The sequence below is a fragment of the Chitinophaga varians genome, assembly GCF_014529945.1.
GTDB lineage: Bacteria > Bacteroidota > Bacteroidia > Chitinophagales > Chitinophagaceae > Chitinophaga > Chitinophaga varians.
Map to the genome: position 1 here is coordinate 167978 of NZ_JACVFB010000008.1, position 19303 is coordinate 187280.

The following is a 19303-nucleotide window of genomic DNA, read 5'->3' on the forward strand; positions in this document are numbered from 1 at the left end:
TTCAGGGTTATGATCAAGACTGCCGACCATCTGTATCTGCAGGTTGCAGATAAAATAGAACAGATGATAGAAAAAGACGTCATGAAAATGGGGGAAAAACTGCCCTCTGTACGCATGCTCAGCAAACAACAGGGCATCAGCCTGACGACCGCCTTTCAGGCATATTATCATCTGGAAGGGAAAGGACTGATAGAGTCCCGCCCCAAATCAGGCTACTATATCTGCCGCAACGCACGCCGGATGGCGCCCATGCCGGGCACGTGCGCGCCTGTACGAAAACCAGCCAGCGATGTCACCGTCAGTGATATGGTGATGGAAGTATTCAGTCATATCACCAACGATAATATCCTGAAGTTCTCTGTCGCCACGCTGCCGGTCAGCGTACTCCCTTCCGCTAAAATGGCCAAGGCAGTGGTCCACGCCCTGCGCGAACAAGAGGCTGGCGGCATCGGGTATGAACCATTGCAGGGCAACGAACTGCTCCGCAATCAGATCGCCCGGCTGTCGCTCGGATGGGGCGAAGTATATACGGCCGATGATGTGGTCACTACCCACGGCTGCATGGACGCACTCACCCTCTGCCTCACCGCCACCACCCAACCGGGAGACACGATTGCGCTGGAGAGTCCTTCCTACTACGGCGCACTGCAGCTGGCTGAAGGCCTCGGCCTCAAAGTGCTGGAAGTGCCTACCAATCCTATCACCGGCGTGGACCTCGACTATCTCGACAAAGCCATTCCGCGGCATAAAATCAAAGCTTGTCTGTTTGTGACCAATTTCAACAACCCACTCGGTTGTTGCATGCCTGATCAACACAAACAGGAACTGGTAAAAATCGTGGAGAAATACGATATCGCACTGATTGAGGATGATATCTATGGCGATCTCTATTTTGGTAAACAGCGCCCGCTTACCTGCAAAACATTCGACACACAGGGCAATGTGCTGCTGTGCAACTCCCTGTCTAAGTCAGTGGCGCCGGGCTATCGCGTTGGATGGACGATGCCCGGCAAATACAAAGACAAGGTGCTGCGCATGAAACATCACCATGCTATTTCCTGCACCTCGCTGACCCATGCGGCCGCCGGACATTTTCTGGAGATAGGCCGTTATGATTTCCATCTGCGCAACCTGCGTAAGTTGTTGCATACACAAAGTCTTCGTTATGCGCAGGCCATCTGTGAATATTTCCCGGAAAGCGCCCGTGTAACACGCCCCCAGGGCGGTTGTGTGCTGTGGGTAGAACTGGAAGACCATATCAATACATTTGAGCTGTTCCAACAAACACTGAAACACAAGATCGCCTTCTGCCCCGGCCGCCTTTTTTCATTGCAGAACCGGTACAACAACTGTCTGCGTATCAGCTATGGTAATCCGTGGAGCAAACAGGTGGAAGAAGGGCTAAAAACGATCGGTAAACTGATCCATAAAATGCAGTAGGGTTAAAAAATGCTGCCGGACACTGGTGTGAAACACTAAACACGACCAGCGCCCGGCAAGCAAAACCGAATCATTTTGATATTTTATTATTTAGATATTTGGTTATTTATGAACTGCCAGGTAAAACAGCTATCCTAAATAACTAAATATCAAAATAACAAAATGATTAATTGATTCCCGGGTGGACCAAAAGGCCACCATCTATGCTATATTCTCCGCCGGTTATAAACCTTGCTTCGTCAGATACGAGGAAGGACACCAGACTGGCCACTTCTGTTGCCTCTCCCAATCGTCCCAGCGGAATACTGGCCGTCATTTTATTTCTGATAGCGCCGGCCTCTTCATGGCTGACACCAATTTTTTCGATCAGGGGCGTATCAATAGGCCCTGCATTCACTACATTAACTGTTATCTTACGGGGCGCCAGTTCTCTGGCCAGTGTTCTGGCCACAGCGTTGAGCGCCGCTTTACTGGCTGCCAGCACCGTGGTGCCCGGCATGCCTGCGTAGGCGTTAATGGCGGATAGAAAAACAATACTGCCTCCATCGTTCAGCAAAGGGAGTAACTGTTGCGCAGTAAAAAAGGCCCCTTTGAAATTGATGTCAATGATCTCGTCGAACATCTCCGGAGTTACCCCTTCAAAAGGGGCAAACTTCGCGATACCGGCGTTGATAAACAGGATGTCTACCTTACCATAACGACTACGCGCGTACTCTGCCAGCTTCTTTGAGTCCTCCAGCTTAGATTGGTCTGCTGTTATTCCTTCCGCCGGAAAACCGAGTGCATGTACGGCCCGTTGCACCGCACCCGGATTCCGACCGGTTATCAATACCTTTGCTCCTTTCGCCAAAAATTCAGTTGCTGTTGCATATCCGATACCGCTGTTACCTCCCGTGATAATGGCGGTCTTGTTTCTAAGCTGGTCCATGCTAGTGGTTCTTGTAATTGATTTATTTAAAAGTATCAATGTTTTCCGGCAAAAAAATAGAGATGCCCGTCTCTATTCGTTTTATCGGATATTTATTTATTTAAAACTATCGATGTTTTAGCCGATAAAAAAAGCTGTTTTAATCAGCTTAATTGTAAAAAGAACAATGATAATTGTTTCATCATCTCCTTGTTGATCGTCAACTCCACAATACGTCCGTTTTTAATGGAGTTCAATACACCACTGTCTACCAGGATCTTCACGTGATGCGAAACAGTAGGCTGCGACAAGGAACAAAGACAACAAACATCACCGCATACTATGCTGCCCTTCTGGGCGATTTCCATAATAATGGATAATCTGTGTTTATCGGCTATGGCATTTGCTGCTTTTTCTATAATTCCCACATCCATGACACAAAAGTAATGCTTTTTTTGAAACATTGAAATTTTTCAATGAATTTTTTTTCGGAAGATGACTACGCAGTAGTGCCCGCTTTTTCCGCAAGTTTATGACGACGGTACATCGCCGGGCTCATACCATAGTATTTACGGAACAGCCGGCTCAGGTGACTCTCATCGGTAAAACCCAGTTCATCGGCGATCTCCCCGATTGTCAGTCCGCTGTTTTCTATCCGCAATTGCACCAGCTTTAACTTGTAATGGATCATAAACTGCTGGATGCTCTCCCCTGTTTGTTTCTTGAAGAACTCACCAATATAATTCACAGAGAGATTAAACTTTGCTGCCAGTGTTTCCAATTTCAACTGATCAGGATAATAAATATGCTGACGGATATGTGCGATCATCCGGCCAATCAGCGGCTCCGTTCCTTCCGTTCCGGCCATCTCCACCTCTTCCGATACATTGCGGGCAATAATATTCAGTAACAGCGCCACATAAAGCTGCAGGTTGGCCTCATAATACGGCGGCCGTTGCTGATATTCCTGCACCATGTTCCGGATCAGCGCCGTAATCATCTTACAATCATTTGTATGTTTGATGAGCACCGGCTCATGCCGGTTGTGCTGAAAGAAAACGTACTCCAGTTGTTTGAGCCATTCGCAGATGCGGCGGCGCTCTTCGCCGGAATGTTGTTTCTCGAGGAAATTCCCGGAAAACCGCACCGAGGTAAAACGGGTCGGCTTCGTTATTTCAAAGCCTCTGCAATCGCGGGGCGTAAAAAGGATCACGCTGCCAGGCTTGTACGGAAAGCGGTTTTGGTTCACCACGCGGGTGCCTTCCCCTTCCCATATATGGATGATCTCAAAAAAATAATAAATCAGCGGGCGTGACTCCCACTCGCTCATATCTGCCTCAAACAATTCAAAGGGCATATGCAGGTTTCTCTCTCCCATAGCCTCCAAAATTACAACAGAATCCCCGGATTGTACCGATGGCACCGTTCCGGGCGCCGCTACTTTTGCAACAGCAAAGTAAAAAATTATGAAACTACTGGAACCAATAGCCACACCGGCCCTGTCGCTGGCCAACCGGATTGTGATGGCGCCGATGAGCAGAAGAAGGGTAGAAAAGGAAGGCGTGCCCAGCGAGCTGGTAGCCCGTTATTATGCCCAGCGCGCCAGCGCCGGCCTTATCATCGCTGAAAGCACCGTGATTAGCCGCAATGGCATGGGCATCTCCCTCCTTCCCGGTATCTACAGTGAGGAACAAGTGGCCAGCTGGAAAAACGTCACTGATGCGGTACATCAGCAAGGCGGTAAAATATTCATACAGCTGGTGCACTCCGGCCGCATTGGCCATCCCCTGAACATCCCCGGCGGATTATCACCGGTGGGGCCGTCCGCCATCGCTGCAGCGGGCACTATCTCCACGCCGGCCGGCACAAAATCATTACCGGTACCAGAGGCATTATCAACAGCAGCCGTGGAAGAGATGTACCACCTGCATATGCAGGCCACCCGTAACGCACTGGCAGCAGGCTTCGACGGCATAGAGCTGCATGCCGCCCACGGTTACCTGATGGAACAGTTTATTCATCCTGCTGCTAATCAACGAACGGACCAATATGGCGGCAGCATTGAAAACCGTTGCCGGCTGCCGCTCCGTATCCTGGAAGGCATGGTGGCCATCGCCGGTGCCGACCGTGTGGGCGTGCGCTTTTCGCCTTTCGCTTCGCTGAACGGCCTCTCTCCCTACGAAGAAGAAACCGCCACCTATTGTTATCTGGCCGCCAAACTGGATAAGATGAAAATCCGCTTTATTCATCTCTCTGATCAGTCTACCAACGGCCACCCGCCTATCCCGCCGGCATTTACTGCCCTGCTGCGGGAACAGTTCCACCAGTGGCTCATCCTGGCAGGTGGCTACACTGCTGATACCGCGCAGGATGCACTGCAACAGTTCAGCGCTGACCTCATCGCCTTCGGCAGACCGTTCATCTCCAACCCTGATCTGGTGGCGCGCATCACGCAGCAACAACCCTTTGTACCCGCCGACAAGTCTACTTTCTACGAAGGCGGCGCCAAAGGGCTAATCGACTACCCCTGCATGGCCGTCTGCGCTACTACCTAAGCTGGCAATTTTTGTTTATCTTTAAGGCTTGCGTTGCCCACAACCGGGCCACGCAAGCCTATATGCCAAACAAATAACCGCCCATGTATCGTTTGAAAAATCGTTGCCTGTTGACCGTTGCTTTGCTCGCGCTGATGGCCTGCCACCATACGCCTGACACACACCAACCCACCGATACCGCACCACCTGCGCACGCTGCGGTGAGCGTGATTTCAGAACCCTGCGCTGTTTTCTATACACCTGACAGCCATAAACAGGAAAAACTGAAACAGGAAAACGGTGACGAAAGTTTTTATGCGCTCGCCAACGACAGCGAAAACTGTATCAGCGACTGCCAGGACTTTCTCCGGAACAAAGCACTCAAATCCGTTACGGCCGAAGGCGGCAAAATCACGTTCCGCCACCAGGATGGTGGCTCCACTGTCATCGATCTCGATGACCCCAAATATACCTGGGAAGTGTTTCTGTTCGATGGTAAAAAAGTTGCCAATATCGATATCACAGATATTGAAAGCGAATACCAGAAAGTATTTATTTAGACATTTTAATATTTTGATATTTCAAATCAGCATCATCGCATTAAAGCGTCAATAACAAAATAACCAAATATCAAAATAAGGTATACCCCAGTGTAAACGCTACATACCGGCGATGCGCCTTTAACGGGTCTTTCGTTCCGGCATTCTCCACCAATGGTGCAAATCCTTGTACATACCTGACTTCAGCGCTCAGCCGCTTGCGAAACGTATAACCGGCGCCGATAGTAAACCCCCAATCATTTTTGGTAGCGTACCCCTTGTCCATACTGCCGTTGCCATAATTATCGGACCGCAGCAGAATGCCCATATATGGCCCGCCAAATACCTCGAGGTTGTATTTCCGGTACGCGATGCTCACCGGAAACAAATCCAGCCGCGATTCGTTTTTCTGAACAACCAAAAAGGCATCATGTTTTAAAGCGACCCACTTCCCCAAAGGCGATAATGCGCTCAATCCCGCCATCCATCCGGCTTTCCCATAGCCGGCGATACTGTCTTTATCAGCGCCGTATATCCGTGGCAGTTGCATTCCTGCTTTTACCTGCAGGGAGAAGGACGGCAACTCCTGCGCCATGGCGCCCGCCACCACAAAAAGCAACAAAAAAATACCTGTTGTTATTTTCATACGATCAGAATTGAATATCCCACACCGCAGCAGCCCTTTCCAGTTCCACCAGCGCGGAGGCGTGACGATAAATGGTTTCATAATATTGTTGTTGCACATCGTTGTACGTGCGCTGCGCATTGAGCACTTCCAGCAGGGAAGTTTCTCCCCGCTGATAGCTGTACCGGCGGCCTTCCAGTACCCGTTTGGCTTCTTCCAGCAGACCGTTATCAAACTGTTCCCGCTGCCGGCCGGCGCCGAGGTAGCTAAACCAGGCCGTGGTCACTTCCGTTTGTACCTGCAACAGCGTTTGCCGATACACTGTTTCCTGTTGCCGTACACCGGCATTGGCAGCCAGCAGGTCTCCTTTGTTGCGGTTAGAGAACTTGAGCGGCAGGCTAATCGCCGCCGACACTGTATTCATCGACGGCGTAGGTGCGACGACGTTAGTCACCACCGCAGCGTTGTTAACCCCGAGGGTCAGGCCCAGGTCTATCATCCTCGCCGCCTTTGCCAGCTGCAGCGTTTTCACCGACACATCTTTTTGCCGCAGGGCCGCCAGCAGGTCGGCGCGCTCGTCCTGCGCATGACTGACCAACCCGGGCAACGAAAATTTTCGTTCGAAGCGGGCCATATCACCTACAGGGCTTGTCAGCGTATCGCCGCGGTAGGCGCCCATCAGCTCATGCAGCTGCACCTGCGCCGTTTTCATATCTGCCGCCACGCCAAATGCTTCATTGAGCAGCATCCCCGCTTCTACGCGCGACTGCCGCGCGTCGGCCTCGGGAATCAGGCCTGCTTTGAAGCGGATACTGTCTGCCTGCGCCAGCTGCAACATATACTGATACGCCTCCATTTTAATATCGTATAACCGTTGCTGTTGCATGGCATTTAAAAACGCCAGCGTAGCGTCTGCCCGCAGGTTGCGGAAGTAGTCTTCCAGCAGGTAACGGGTCACTTCCTGCTCGCTTTTGGCCACGCCTATCCGTGCGCGCCTTTTACCACCCAGCTCCAGCGTATAACCGATACTGCTGCTGACACCGTATCCCTGCTGCATCCTGCGCTGACCGTTGTCAAATACGCCGGCACTGATTTCCGGGTCCGGAAAAACTTTCGCCATCAGCACGTTGGCAGCTGCCACGTCCATGTTAAATTTCTCCGCGGCATAACCCAGGTTGTGCTGCCTTACACCAGAGAGATAAGTGGTAAAGTCCAGCTGTTTTTCCTGTGCGGCAACGATGCCGCTATATAAAAGCCATAAAAACAACAGCCATCTTGTCTTCATAAAAATCAATTTGTTTCGTTAACACCTTTTCTCTCTGTCAGGTAATACAGTGCCGGCAGGGCAAACAGCGTGATCAGTGTGGAACACAGCAGTCCGTATACGATCACGGTGGCCAGCGGCCTTTGTACATCGGAGCCGATGCCGGTGGCCAGTGATGCCGGCAGCAACCCCAACATCGCCACGGTGGCGGTCATCAGCACCGGCCGGAAACGGTCCTTCGCCGCCTGTATCACCGCCACTTTCAGGGAGGGTAGCTCACCGCGCAACTGATTCATCTGTGACACCATCAGCACCCCATTCTGGATAGCTACGCCAAACAAGGCGATAAAGCCCACGGCAGATGACACGTTGAGCGTCATACCGCGTACATTCAGCGCCAGCATGCCTCCGAATAACGCCAACGGCACTACGGTAAGGATCAGCGCTGCCTGTCTGGCCACGCCAAAGGCGGCATAGAGCCAGATGAACATCAGCCCCAGCGCCACCGGTACGATGATCGCCAGTCTGCTATAGGCGCGGTTTCTGTTTTCAAACTGTCCTCCCCACGCGATGCTGATATTGTCTTTATTATATTTCACCTGCTGATCGATCCGCTGTTGGGCCGTACGCAGGAAAGTGGTGAGATCGGTGCCGCGGAGGTTCAGCCGCACGGTCAGATGCCGTCGGCCCATCTCGCGCGTAATAGTACTCTCGCCTGTGGCCAGCTGCACTTTCGCTATCTGCGACAATGGTATCTTCACCCCATCACCGTTGGTGAGCATCAGGTTACCAATCTTTTCCGGTGTGTTACGGGCATCTTCCTGATAACGACAGCTGATATCATATACCCTGTCGCCGGAGAATATCTGTCCTACCGCCTTACCGCCCACCGCCACTTCTATCAGCTCCGCTACATCGCTGATGTTGAGGCCATAGCGGGCAATAGCTGCTCTGTCGACCTGTATCTGCAGCTGTGGCAACGGCGGCTCCTGATCAATGGCCAGATCTGCCGCGCCAGGCACGGTGGCCAGGGTAGCCATCACGGCTTGGGCTGTACGTCGTGTTTCGCGGAAATCCTTACCATACACTTTCACCACCAGCTCACTATGCGCCCCGGCTATTTTGTCCATCACCCCGTCGATCATCGGCTGGCTGAAGCCCACGGTATATCCCGGCATACCGGCATAGTCTGCCGCCAGTTCATTGATCAGGTCCTGCTTGGTCTTACCGGAAGGCCAGTCTTTATACGGCAGTAACCCGATCGAGCATTCATAATGCGATGGCGTGAAAGGATCGGTGCCATCATCATTACGGCCTGTCTGCGTCATCATATAGGTCACCTCCGGATGCCGCAATGTCCTTTGGCGCAGCGTGTCAGCCATTTCGCGGGCCTTGCCCAGCGATACGCCGGGCGGCAGCTGTACCTGCAGCCAGATAGAGCCTTCATCGAGCGGTGGCAGAAAATCCTTGCCGACCGTTATGCTGAGCACCACGGCGGCGCCCAATATCAGCGCCAGCGGCGCCCATATCTGCCGCGGGCGTTCCATCACCCGCTCCATCCGTCGCTGATAGCCGTTGGTAAGCTTCTCCAGCCAGCGATTATGATATAGTTTCTGCGGCTTACGGTAAAGCATATACGCCATGCCCGGAATCAGCAGCAGGGCCACAGCCAGCGCCCCCAGGAGCGCATAGCCCACGGTGAAAGCCATCGGGGTAAAGAGTTTCTTTTCAACCCGTTCAAAAGCAAACAATGGCAGGTAAGCGGTAATGATGATCAGCGTGGCAAAAAATACCGGACGCGCCACCGACCGCGCTTTTTGGGCAAAGCTTTTTTCTTCCAGCAGCGCCATGGGATGGTCTTCCCGCTGCCGCAACATCGTCTCCGTCATCACGATGGCGCCATCCACGATGATGCCAAAGTCCACAGCGCCCAGCGATAGTAAGTTGGCCGGTATGTGCGTGAAATGCATCAGGATAAAAGCAAACAATAAACTCAGGGGAATGGTCACCGCCACGAGTAAAGCCGCGCGCCAGCTGCCGAGGAAAACGATGAGCACCAGCAGCACCAGCCCCATACCTTCCAGCAGTGTATGCGTGACCGTATTCAGCGTGGTATTCACCAGCGCAGTACGATCGAGGAAGGTATGAATTTTCACGCCGGGTGGCAGTCCGCCGTTGTTCAGCTCCTCCACGGCTTTATGCACGCCCTCCAGCACTTTGGAAGGATTCTGCCCTTTGAGCAGCAACACGATGCCCTCGATGCTTTCGCTGTAGTGACGTTGATGATCTGTAAAACCCAGCACTCCTTTGCGTTCGAGGTTACCATAACGCAGTTTTCCGATGTCCTGCAAAAAGAGAGGCACTCCCTGCTGTGATTGTATCACCGTTTTACCAATATCATCCAGCGATTTCATCAGACCGATACCGCGCACCACATACCCCAGGTCACCACGTTCCAGCACGCTGCCGCCACTGTTGCTGTTATTATTATTGATCGCTTCGGTAACGGTATGTAACGGCAGATGGTACTGCTCCAGCTTCTGCGGGTCCAGCTCCACCTGATACTGGGTGGTGATGCCACCAAAGTTGGTCACGTCGGCTACGCCGGTCACTTGTTTGATACGAGGAATGATGACCCAGTTTTGCAGATCGGTCAACGTCCGCAGGTCTACCTGATCACTCTCAATGATATAACGGTAAATCTCGCCGATGGGCGATGTCAGCGGGTCCAGTCCCGGCTGAGCGCCATAGGGCAGCGTTACATCGCCCAGCCGTTCTTTGATGCGCTGGCGTGCCCAGTAGTCATCCACCCCATCTTCAAAAACGAGGGTGATCATAGAGAGGCCGAAAGTAGAACGAGAGCGCATCACATGCATGCCCGGCATACCGTTGAGTGCCCGTTCCAGGGGTATCGTAATTTGTTGCTCTACCTCTTCCGCTGCCAGTCCGGGTACCTGCGTCACCACCTGAGAGGTAACATCCGCGATATCGGGATAAGCTTCCACCGACAGCTGCCGCCAGCTGTACCAGCCACCGGCGGCGAGTAAAGCAAATAGCGTTGCCATCAGCCAACGTTTTTGTATAGCTGTATCGATCAGTTGTTTCATAAGCCGCTTATTTTACTGCTGAGAGATAGAAGGCGCCGTCGCCTATAATTTTATCGCCGGGTTGCAGGCCACCGCGAATCACCACCTGCTGCCCGGCCGTTTCGCCGGTAGTCACTTTACGGCGCACATAGGTCCCCGGCCGTACTTCCGCCAGCACATAACTGTAGTCATTATCCTGCAGTATTGCCCGCGCGGGAACAGTCACAACTGTCTCCGGCGCGTCCTTAAAGCTGACGCTCGCATACATGCCCGGTTTCAGCTGATGCGCAGGATTATTGCACAACATCAGCACATCCGCCGCGCGGGTGTTTTCATCGATGGTACGCCCCACATGGAAGACCGTACCGGTAAAAGTAGTATCCGGCAACGCCGCCACCTGCATCTGTACCGCATCGCCTTCATGCATAAACCGCAGGTCTTTTTCCTTTACCTGTCCGGCTATCCATACCTGCGCCAGTTGAGCCACCACGGCCACCGGGCCGTCTTCTCCCTTGAGGAACTGTCCCATGACCAGTTTATTACTGATCACTTCTCCCGCAATAGGAGCTCTGACAATCAGTGGTTCACCGAGTATCTGCTGTTGCGGGTCGACATTAAATACTTTCAGTGCCGCCGCCGCATTCTCCAGCTCCTGCCGTTGTACCGCCAGGTTGGTATTGGCCTCTTCCAGATCGCGGGCAGCACCTACCCCATGCAGATGCAGGTCCTCCTGCCGGCGCTGTGCCCGCACCGCCTGTTGACATAACTGATTCGCCTGGAACCACGCTTTTTGTGCAGCATAAAAATCAGGCGAAGAAATAGCAAACAATGGCGCCCCGGCGTTCACTTTCTCACCCAAACGCACATACGCCTTCACCACTCTGCCGGCAAAAGGGGCCGCTATTTCGGCATAATTATTAGGAATAGCTTTTACAATGCCGGCGGTCAATAATTGCAGCTGGTAAGGCTTTTGCGCCACCGTAAACAGGCGCAGCCTGGCCGATAAAGGAGCCGTGGCAGGCACCACCACCGTATCTCCCCTGTTCTCCCATGTTACCGTTTCTTTTTCTTTTTCCGGATGATGACAGGACGCAGCCATCAATACCGCGCCGCAAGCTGCAGTAAACCTTTTCATGACGATCTGTTTTTCGTGTATCTGTTACAGTAAGCGCGGCAAAAGTACGTGCCGCGCTCAAAGGCAGCCGTTAGAGATGGTTTAGAATGTTATTAGAAATTCATTAGACGCGGGATGAATGGGAATTTTTCTATGCGCTGTATTGCATTTGTACGAACCAACAACCCAGGGCTGAAGCCCTGGGCTACGTTGTTGTTCAGGTATCGTAATGAATCAGGTGCTAAAGCAAAGGATAACCCTAAAGGAGCGTTAATCACTGGAAACATTAGCCTGATTGCTCCAGCCTTTAACATCGAAAAAAGGAATGTAAAAGGAAAGGAAATACCTCGATTAATAAAAAGCTATCGCCATGAAAAAGCCTGACAACATCGCAGCCCGGGACGTAAGCCCTTGGAATTGGGAATGGTAAGGCCAGAAAATCCCCAATTAGTAAAAAGCTATCGCCATGAAAAAGCCTGAACAACATCCTAGCCCAGGGCGTAAGCCCTGGGAATTGGGAATTGGGAATTGGGAATTGAGAATGGTAAGGCCAGAAAATCCTCAATTAGTAAAAAGCTATCGCCATGAAAAAGCCTGAACAACATCCTAGCCCGGGGCGTAAGCCCTGGGAATTGGAAATTGGAAATTGGAAATGGCAAGGCCAGAAAATCCTCAATTAGTAAAAACCTATCGCCATGAAAAAGCCTGAACAACATCCTAGCCCAGGGCTTCAGCCCTGGGGACTGGGGACCCTAAATATGCGGCAGCTCCACCGTAAAGGTCGTGCCATGCCCCGGTTTAGACACCACGCTGATATTCCCTTTGTGCAGGCGCACAATTTTGAGGGCCAGCGACAGGCCGATACCGTTGCCATCGGCATAGGGGCGGTTATCTCCCCGATAGAAGGGTGTGAAAATATGCGGCAGGTCTTCTTTCGACATGCCGATACCTTCATCAGCAAAACGCAGGATGGTATGTGCTTTGAACCAGGTGACCGTCACCGTGGTTTCGGGCGGGGTAGAAAATTTACAGCCATTTTCCAACAGGTTGATGAATGCTACTTTCAACAGGTATTCGTTGCCATTGACGGACACCATGTCATCATCGTCGGCTTCTTCAAACACGACATTGATTTTATATTCAGGATGTGCCTGGAGGATGGCGCTGCGTGCATCCATCAATACTTCATCCAGCCGGATTTCCCGGAAATTGATCTCGGATGGATCGTAGCTGGCTTTCGCCAGATCAAGCAGACTATTGGATAGTTTTACCAGCCGTTGCGCGTCAGCGATGGCATGGCGCATAGACTGCCGGTATTCTTCTGCGGGCCTGTCACGGGAGGCGGTGATCTCCAATTCCGCCATCATAGCGGTTAATGGTGTACGCAGTTCATGGGAGATATTGGAGACGAATTGTTTCTGTGCGTCGAAAGATTGTTCCAGGCGGTCCAGCATCCGGTTGAAGGTCTGCGCCAGTTCGGCGATTTCGTCTTTGCCGGCGGCGGCGAGGCGAAGGTCCAGGTTGGTGGCAGTGATGTCTTCCACCTTGTCGACCATATCAGATACCGGTTTCAGGGCTTGCCGGGAAAAAAACTGTGCTACCAGGAACACGAACACCACTGCTACCAGGAAGGTGATGGCCAGGGTGCGAAAGAGATGTTGCAGTTGTCGCAGCCCGTATTCATCTTCTGCGGCGGCGGTGATGATATAGTCGGTACCGTTATGAGGATAGAGGAAACCCACTACCTGTAGGCGTCCTGTATGAAAAGTGATCTCCCTGTTTTTGATGATCTCTTCGATCATCTGCCTGGTTTCTTTTACTTTATCGATGTTCACCGCATCGTGGTATAACAGGTTAAATGCCGTGTCATATACGGCGACTTCCTCCTGGGAGCGGGAGCCGGCGGTGTTTTTATAGATCAGTTGTAATACTTCGGGGCTGACTTTCGCGTCCAGCAGGAGATTGGCTTTCGTAACCGCTTGTTGTTGCAGGGTTTTGTAGTATTCATCTTCCCGGTCATGGGAGTATGAAACATAGACTACCCAGGCGAAGAGCAGCAACAGGGCTGCTATCATACCGGTGAACAATAAGGTGAGCCTGTTACGGATCTTCATGGTCAGCCTGCTTTAAAAATGAATCCCATACCGGGTTTGGTATGGATCAGTTTTACGTCGAATGCTTTGTCTACCTTTTTGCGCAGGTAGTTAATATATACATCGATGAAATTGGTGCCGGTATCGAAATGTGTTTCCCATACTTTCTCCGCTATCTCTGCGCGGGAGAGCACTCTTTCTTTGTTCTGCAACATAAATTCCAGGAGGCGGAATTCTTTGGGGGTGAGGCTGATCTCCTGACCATTGCGGGTAACGTTTTTTGTCTGCAGGTCCATTTCCAGGTCTGCATATCTGAGCACGGCGGACTGGGGTGTCACCGGGCCGGGGGTACGTTTGAGCAGCGCGCGGATGCGCACCAGCAGCTCCCGCAGATCGAAGGGTTTTACGAGGTAGTCGTCAGCGCCGGCATCGAAGCCTTCTACCTTATCATCGGTAGTGCCCAGTGCTGTCAGCATGAGGATGGGAATGGACGGCAGGGCTGCCCGTATAGCGCGACTGAGTTCAAGTCCGTTGATACGTGGCAACACGATATCGGTGATGACCAGATCAAAACCGCCGCCCAGCGCCAGTTTCAGTCCTGCCTCCCCGTCCCATGCCAGTGTAACGGTATAACCTTGCTCTTCCAGTCCGCGGCGGATAAGTGCTCCTACGCGTTCTTCATCTTCTATGACTAAAATCTTCATGATGCAGAAAAGCCAAAGCTATCCATTTTTTCTTTCTTAATGCACAAAATGGTCCCATGCCGCTTTTCCGATATCGGCGATGGTCTTCTCCCTGGTCTCCTGGTCCGCGTAGGAGTCTCTGATAAATACGGAGATGATCAGGTGCTGACCATTGGGCAGCGTAATGATGCCGGCGTCGTTGGTCGCGCGGGTAAGGCCGTTTTGCGTGCCGGAGGTGCCGGTCTTATGCGCTACCACGGTACCTTTCGGCAGTTGGGCTTTCAGTCTTTTAGCGCCGGGCCCGGAATTCACCAGCAGGTCGAGCAGAAAGTTATAGCTGCTGTCAGATAATACGTGGCCCGTGTAAAACTTTTTAAACAAGGCTGTCATGGCATCGGGGGTACTCCAGTTCTGGTACTGCATCGGTTCATTGGGCACCTGTATTTTCTCCGGCAGGGCGATGGACATGTCTTTGATGCCCAGGTTATGCACATATTGGTTGGCCACCTTTGTGCCGCCAATAATGCGCAACAGCACATCACAGGCCGAGCCATCGCTTTCGGCCACGTTGTAGCGCAGCAGTTCCGCTACCGATATGTCCACATTGCCGGCAGGGTACTTGTCCCTCAGGGGACTGATGCCTTGTTGAGGGATATAGTCCGAAGGCAGCACCCTGATGGGCTGGTCGAGCTTCAGCTTCCCTTTGTCGACCTGCTGCAATACTGCCATGGCGATGGGGAATTTGTAGACACTTTGCATCGGAAATTGCCGGATACTGTTGTAGCCAAACCGCTGGCCTGTTTCCAGCAGGTAGACCGAGACGCCGACCTTACCTTTCGCCGCTTCGCTGATAGCAGCAAATTGCAGGGGGACCGTATTTTTTGTTTGGGCGATGGACATGAGAGGGCATATCAGCATGATAGCCAGACGGGCAAATGGGCGCATGAACATAAAAAGAGATTAAAAATTGTCAGGATGACAAAGGTATTTAAATACCGCTGTTCTATTGCGCTGATTTAACCGTTATTTATCCAGCTGTTCACATTTTTTAGCCAATAGGGTGTGTGTTTTATTTTACATTTAGAATTTCCGGGATCAGATATTAATTTTAGCCTTTAAAACGAAAGGCTTTGAGCAAACCAATACTAGTCATAAAATTCGGTACAGCGTCTATCACGCATGCCAACGGTGATCTGGACGAAACTGTCATAGCCGGCATCGCCCGGCAGGTCGCGGAACTGCATCAGCAATATCATATTGTGCTGGTGTCTTCCGGTGCAGTGGCCGCAGGCAAACAATACATGAAGGAGTATGAAGGCACCATCAGTCAGCGTAAGGCAGCTGCCGCCATCGGCAACCCGCTGCTGCTGAGTAAATACAGCCGCTATTTTGCTCCCTATAATATTGCCGTGGCGCAGAGCCTCTGCGAACGTCAGCACTTCTCCAACAGGGACCAGTTCCTGCAATTGAAGCGTACCTACGAAGAACTGTGGGCCAACAATATCATCCCGATCGCCAATGAGAACGATGTGGTGAGCAGCCTGGAGCTGAAATTCTCCGACAACGACGAACTGGCCACGCTGATTGCGGTAGGTTTCGGCGCCTCCCTCCTGCTGTTCAGCACCAGCGTAGCCGGTGTACTGGACCGCGAAGGCAAGGTGGTGCCGCAGATCGACGTGATCGATAAAGCGGCGCTATCGCTGGCCGACAAGGAAAAGTCGGCGCTGGGACTGGGAGGCATGGTGTCCAAGCTCACCTTCGCCCGACTGGCGACCCGCATGGGCATCCGCGTGGTGATCTTCGGTATCCGTACCAACGACGGTATCCTCAACGCCATCGCCGGTAAAACAGGCACCCTCTGTCTGCCGCAGCCCTGCAGCATGCCTGCCCGCAGAAAATGGCTCGCCAGCGGCAGCCTCGTTACCGGCAGGATATTGATCGACGCCGGCGCGCAACAGGCGCTGGAGAAGCGTCACAGCCTGCTCGCCGTGGGCGTGAAAGAGGTATTAGAGAAATTTGAATGCGGGGAAGTGATAGAGATCATCAACGAAGATAATATAGCCATTGCCGTAGGCAGGGCCAAGATATCTTCCGATATACTGGAAACAAATCACAAAGCTCAAAACACAGAAGTAGCACATGCCGATGATATTGTGCTGTTATAAATGTAATGTATCATGACGATTAAGCCCCTTTTAGAGAAGGCCCGGCAGGCCACGGCATCCATCCGTACCCTGCCCGATGCGCAGAAGCAGGCGCTCCTGCAACAGCTGTCCCGTACTTTGAATGAAAGTATCCCCGCTATCGTGGCGGAGAACAAAAAAGATCTGGACCTGATGCCGGATGAAGACCCCAAGAAAGACCGTTTGCTGCTCAATGCTCAACGCATCCGCAGCCTCGCGGCCAGTCTGCTGGACATCGCACGGCTTCCGGACCCGGCCAATCAGCTGCTGCTGGAAAACCATCTCGAAAACGGGCTCCTGATACAGAAAAAAACAGTGCCCCTCGGCGTGGTAGGCGTTATCTATGAGTCCCGCCCCAACGTTACCGTAGACGTAGCAGCCCTCTGTATCCGCTCCGGTAATGTATGCGTGCTGCGCGGCGGCTCCGATGCCATCCATACCAACACCATCCTCGTATCGCTCATACAGGAAACACTGCGCGTTTTTGACACCGATGAAAACGCCGTACAACTACTGCCTACCGATCGTGCGCTGGTCACCGAAATGCTGACCGCCTCGCAATATATCGATATCATCATCCCGCGTGGCTCACAGCAGCTGATCGACTTCGTCCGACAGCACTCCCGCGTACCGGTGATCGAAACCGGCGCCGGCGTATGCCACACCTATGTGGAACGCTCCGCCAACCTGGAACAGGCAGCCGCTATCGTCACCAATGCCAAAGTATCACGCCCCTCCGTATGCAATGCACTCGATACCGTACTGGTAGATGAACCGGTAGCCGCAGGCTTCATCGCCCTGCTGGCGCCGCAGCTGGCCGCATATAAAGTGGACATCTACGCCGAACCTGCCGCCTACGCGCTACTGGAAGCACAACAATACCCACATCTGCATCAGGCACAACCGGAAGATTTCGGCCGCGAATTCCTGTCGCTGCAATGCTCCATCAAAATAGTACCTGATACAACCGCTGCACTGGCGCATATACAGGCGTTTTCTTCCCGCCACTCAGAAGCGATTATCTCCCGTGATCCTATTGTCAGTGAACAGTTTCTGAATACCGTAGATGCTGCAGCGGTATATGTTAACGCCTCCACCCGTTTTACTGATGGCGGCGTATTTGGACTGGGCGCTGAAATCGGCATTTCCACCCAGAAACTGCATGCACGCGGACCTTTTGCCCTGGAAAAGCTGGTGACAGAGAAATGGTTTGTGTATGGCAGCGGACAGGTGAGATAAACTGTTTAAACATACAAAAAACAGGCTGCCCCGGAAGCTGTTATACTTCCAGGCAGCCTGCTTAATGATATCTTATTGATATAATTTATTTCTTAACGGCTTCCGTCCCGAATGCCAGTATGTTGCCATCCGCATCCTTAATGGCAAAATCTCTCATGCCATATGCACGATCTTCCGGCGCTACGATCACCTGCGCACCTTTAGCGGAGATCTGCTGAAAATAGGCATCTACTTCATCACAAAAAATGTACATATTTCCTTCTCCGGTGGCGTTCCTGTTGCCTATCAGATCAGGCCCGGACAACTGTAAGAGCACGTTGCCGTATTTCAGGCCGGCGATCGCCCCATATTCAAAATCGATGGAAAAACCGAGCGTATCTACATAATACTTAATAGCCGCTGCTAAATTACTGACAGAAAAAATAGTAGCCGAACATTCCGGAGTCATGGTTTATCATTTTAGTATGATCAGGCAATCGTTACTTCCTGATTCAGGTACACGTCCTGAATAGCGTTCAACAACGCAGCACCGTCTTTCATCGGCCGCTGGAAAGCTTTACGGCCGGAGATCAGTCCTACGCCACCGGCTCTTTTATTGATCACCGCCGTTCTTACGGCATCGGCCAGGTCCGCATCACCTTGTGAGGCGCCGCCGGAGTTGATCAGTCCCATACGCCCCATATAGCAGTTGGCCACCTGATAACGGCAAAGATCGATCGGATTATTGGAGGTCAGTTCCGTATAGATACGTTCATCCAGTTTACCATAGGAAGACGCGCCGGTATTGAGCGCTTTGTAACCACCATTCACTTCCGGCAGTTTTTGTTTGATGATATCTGCCTGGATGGTCACCCCGAGATGGTTGGCCTGCCCCGTGAGGTCTGCTGCCAGGTGGTAGTCTACATCTTTTTTGAAGGCATCGTTGCGAAGGTAGCACCACAGGATGGTGGCCATTCCCAGCTCATGGGCCAGTTCAAAAGCCTGCGCCACTTCCACCAGTTGCCGGTCGGCATTGTCGGAGCCGAAATAGATGGTAGCACCCACCGCCGCGGCGCCGAGGTTCCACGCTTCCTGCACGGTACCATACATCACCTGGTCCGCTTTATTCGGATAGGTGAGCAGTTCGTTATGATTGATTTTAACGATGAACGGAATACGGTGCGCATAACGGCGCGATACGGAAGCCAGCACCCCGAAAGTAGAAGCAACGGCATTGCAACCGCCTTCTATGGCCAGTTTCACAATATTCTCCGGATCAAAATAAGCAGGATTCTTTGCAAAGGAGGCGCCGGCGCTGTGTTCTACGCCCTGGTCTACCGGCAGGATGGACATATAACCGGTGCCAGCCAGCCGGCCGTTGTTAAACAGCTGTCCCAGGCTCCGCAGCACCTGCGGGTTACGACTGGAAGGCTGATAGATACGATTGACCGTATCCGGCCCGGGCAGATGCAGCATGTCTTTGGAGATGGTCTTGCTTTCGTGTTGTAAAAGTATATCGCTATCTTTACCCAGCAACTCACTGATATTTTCCAAGGATAACATAACAGAATCTTTTTTTGGTTAGATTAAATGTAAGGATTTAATCCCGCACAAAAA

Annotated in this window: 18 protein-coding genes; 6 read left to right on the forward strand and 12 right to left on the reverse strand. The window is 52.1% G+C overall.

Features of this window, described 5'->3' with window-relative positions:
* Positions 1-9 precede the first annotated feature (9 nt).
* The gene (locus tag ICL55_RS31755) at positions 10-1440 is read left to right on the forward strand and encodes an aminotransferase-like domain-containing protein (protein ID WP_188105418.1); all 1431 of its coding nucleotides are present in this window, start codon (positions 10-12) and stop codon (positions 1438-1440) included.
* 166 nt (positions 1441-1606) lie between these two features.
* On the opposite strand, the gene ICL55_RS31760 is transcribed toward ICL55_RS31755, so the two are convergent.
* From ICL55_RS31760 to ICL55_RS31770, 3 genes are all read right to left on the reverse strand, one after another.
* A complete protein-coding gene (locus tag ICL55_RS31760; protein WP_188105421.1) occupies positions 1607-2368 on the reverse strand; it encodes an SDR family oxidoreductase in 762 nt (253 codons plus the stop codon).
* Between the two features lie 143 nt (positions 2369-2511).
* Complete coding sequence (locus tag ICL55_RS31765; RefSeq protein ID WP_168872777.1) at positions 2512-2781, reverse strand: ArsR/SmtB family transcription factor; 270 nt, start codon at positions 2779-2781, stop codon at positions 2512-2514.
* 65 nt (positions 2782-2846) lie between these two features.
* The gene (locus ICL55_RS31770) at positions 2847-3725 is read right to left on the reverse strand and encodes an AraC family transcriptional regulator (protein WP_188105423.1); all 879 of its coding nucleotides are present in this window, start codon (positions 3723-3725) and stop codon (positions 2847-2849) included.
* An 88-nt stretch (positions 3726-3813) separates the two neighbouring features.
* On the opposite strand from ICL55_RS31770, the gene ICL55_RS31775 reads away from it, so the two are divergent.
* Together ICL55_RS31775 and ICL55_RS31780 are read left to right on the forward strand one after the other, a co-directional pair.
* A complete protein-coding gene (locus ICL55_RS31775) occupies positions 3814-4902 on the forward strand; it encodes an alkene reductase (protein ID WP_188105424.1) in 1089 nt (362 codons plus the stop codon).
* A gap of 83 nt (positions 4903-4985) precedes the next feature.
* The gene (locus ICL55_RS31780) at positions 4986-5441 is read left to right on the forward strand and encodes a hypothetical protein (protein WP_188105426.1); all 456 of its coding nucleotides are present in this window, start codon (positions 4986-4988) and stop codon (positions 5439-5441) included.
* Between the two features lie 70 nt (positions 5442-5511).
* Here ICL55_RS31780 and ICL55_RS31785 read toward each other — a convergent pair whose 3' ends face one another.
* Genes ICL55_RS31785 through ICL55_RS31800 form a run of 4 tightly spaced genes read right to left on the reverse strand, consistent with a single transcriptional unit; the run spans position 5512 to position 11530 of the window.
* Positions 5512-6066: an outer membrane beta-barrel protein gene (locus ICL55_RS31785; protein WP_188105428.1), complete on the reverse strand. Its 555-nt coding sequence runs from the start codon at positions 6064-6066 to the stop codon at positions 5512-5514.
* 4 nt (positions 6067-6070) lie between these two features.
* Positions 6071-7330, reverse strand: a complete 1260-nt coding sequence (locus ICL55_RS31790; protein WP_188105430.1) for a TolC family protein — start codon at positions 7328-7330, stop codon at positions 6071-6073.
* 5 nt (positions 7331-7335) lie between these two features.
* Positions 7336-10416 carry an efflux RND transporter permease subunit gene (locus tag ICL55_RS31795; RefSeq protein WP_188105432.1) on the reverse strand — a complete coding sequence of 1027 codons (3081 nt, stop codon included), beginning with the start codon at positions 10414-10416 and terminating at the stop codon, positions 7336-7338.
* 7 nt (positions 10417-10423) lie between these two features.
* Entirely contained in the window at positions 10424-11530 is a 1107-nt protein-coding gene (locus ICL55_RS31800; protein WP_188105434.1) for an efflux RND transporter periplasmic adaptor subunit, read from the reverse strand.
* Positions 11531-11975: 445 nt separating this feature from the next.
* On the opposite strand from ICL55_RS31800, the gene ICL55_RS35510 reads away from it, so the two are divergent.
* A complete protein-coding gene (locus ICL55_RS35510) occupies positions 11976-12107 on the forward strand; it encodes a hypothetical protein (protein ID WP_281392647.1) in 132 nt (43 codons plus the stop codon).
* Between the two features lie 154 nt (positions 12108-12261).
* Here ICL55_RS35510 and ICL55_RS31805 read toward each other — a convergent pair whose 3' ends face one another.
* From ICL55_RS31805 to bla, 3 genes are read right to left on the reverse strand one after another with little or no spacing between them, the layout of a single operon-like run.
* On the reverse strand, positions 12262-13623 hold the full coding sequence (locus tag ICL55_RS31805; protein ID WP_188105437.1) for a HAMP domain-containing sensor histidine kinase: 1362 nt from the start codon (positions 13621-13623) through the stop codon (positions 12262-12264).
* A gap of 2 nt (positions 13624-13625) precedes the next feature.
* A complete protein-coding gene (locus ICL55_RS31810; protein WP_188105439.1) occupies positions 13626-14306 on the reverse strand; it encodes a response regulator transcription factor in 681 nt (226 codons plus the stop codon).
* A 36-nt stretch (positions 14307-14342) separates the two neighbouring features.
* Positions 14343-15236: a class A beta-lactamase gene (gene bla / locus ICL55_RS31815; RefSeq protein WP_223151661.1), complete on the reverse strand. Its 894-nt coding sequence runs from the start codon at positions 15234-15236 to the stop codon at positions 14343-14345.
* A gap of 179 nt (positions 15237-15415) precedes the next feature.
* Between bla and proB the strand changes: the two genes are divergently transcribed.
* Together proB and ICL55_RS31825 are read left to right on the forward strand one after the other, a co-directional pair.
* Positions 15416-16450 (forward strand): glutamate 5-kinase, encoded by a 1035-nt coding sequence (gene proB, locus ICL55_RS31820; protein WP_188105441.1) that lies wholly within the window; start codon positions 15416-15418, stop codon positions 16448-16450.
* A 12-nt stretch (positions 16451-16462) separates the two neighbouring features.
* Positions 16463-17707 (forward strand): glutamate-5-semialdehyde dehydrogenase, encoded by a 1245-nt coding sequence (locus tag ICL55_RS31825; protein ID WP_223151662.1) that lies wholly within the window; start codon positions 16463-16465, stop codon positions 17705-17707.
* A gap of 85 nt (positions 17708-17792) precedes the next feature.
* On the opposite strand, the gene ICL55_RS31830 is transcribed toward ICL55_RS31825, so the two are convergent.
* Positions 17793-18155 (reverse strand): VOC family protein, encoded by a 363-nt coding sequence (locus tag ICL55_RS31830; protein ID WP_188105443.1) that lies wholly within the window; start codon positions 18153-18155, stop codon positions 17793-17795.
* A 20-nt stretch (positions 18156-18175) separates the two neighbouring features.
* A complete protein-coding gene (locus ICL55_RS31835; protein WP_188105445.1) occupies positions 18176-19249 on the reverse strand; it encodes a class I fructose-bisphosphate aldolase in 1074 nt (357 codons plus the stop codon).
* Positions 19250-19303: the final 54 nt, after the last annotated feature.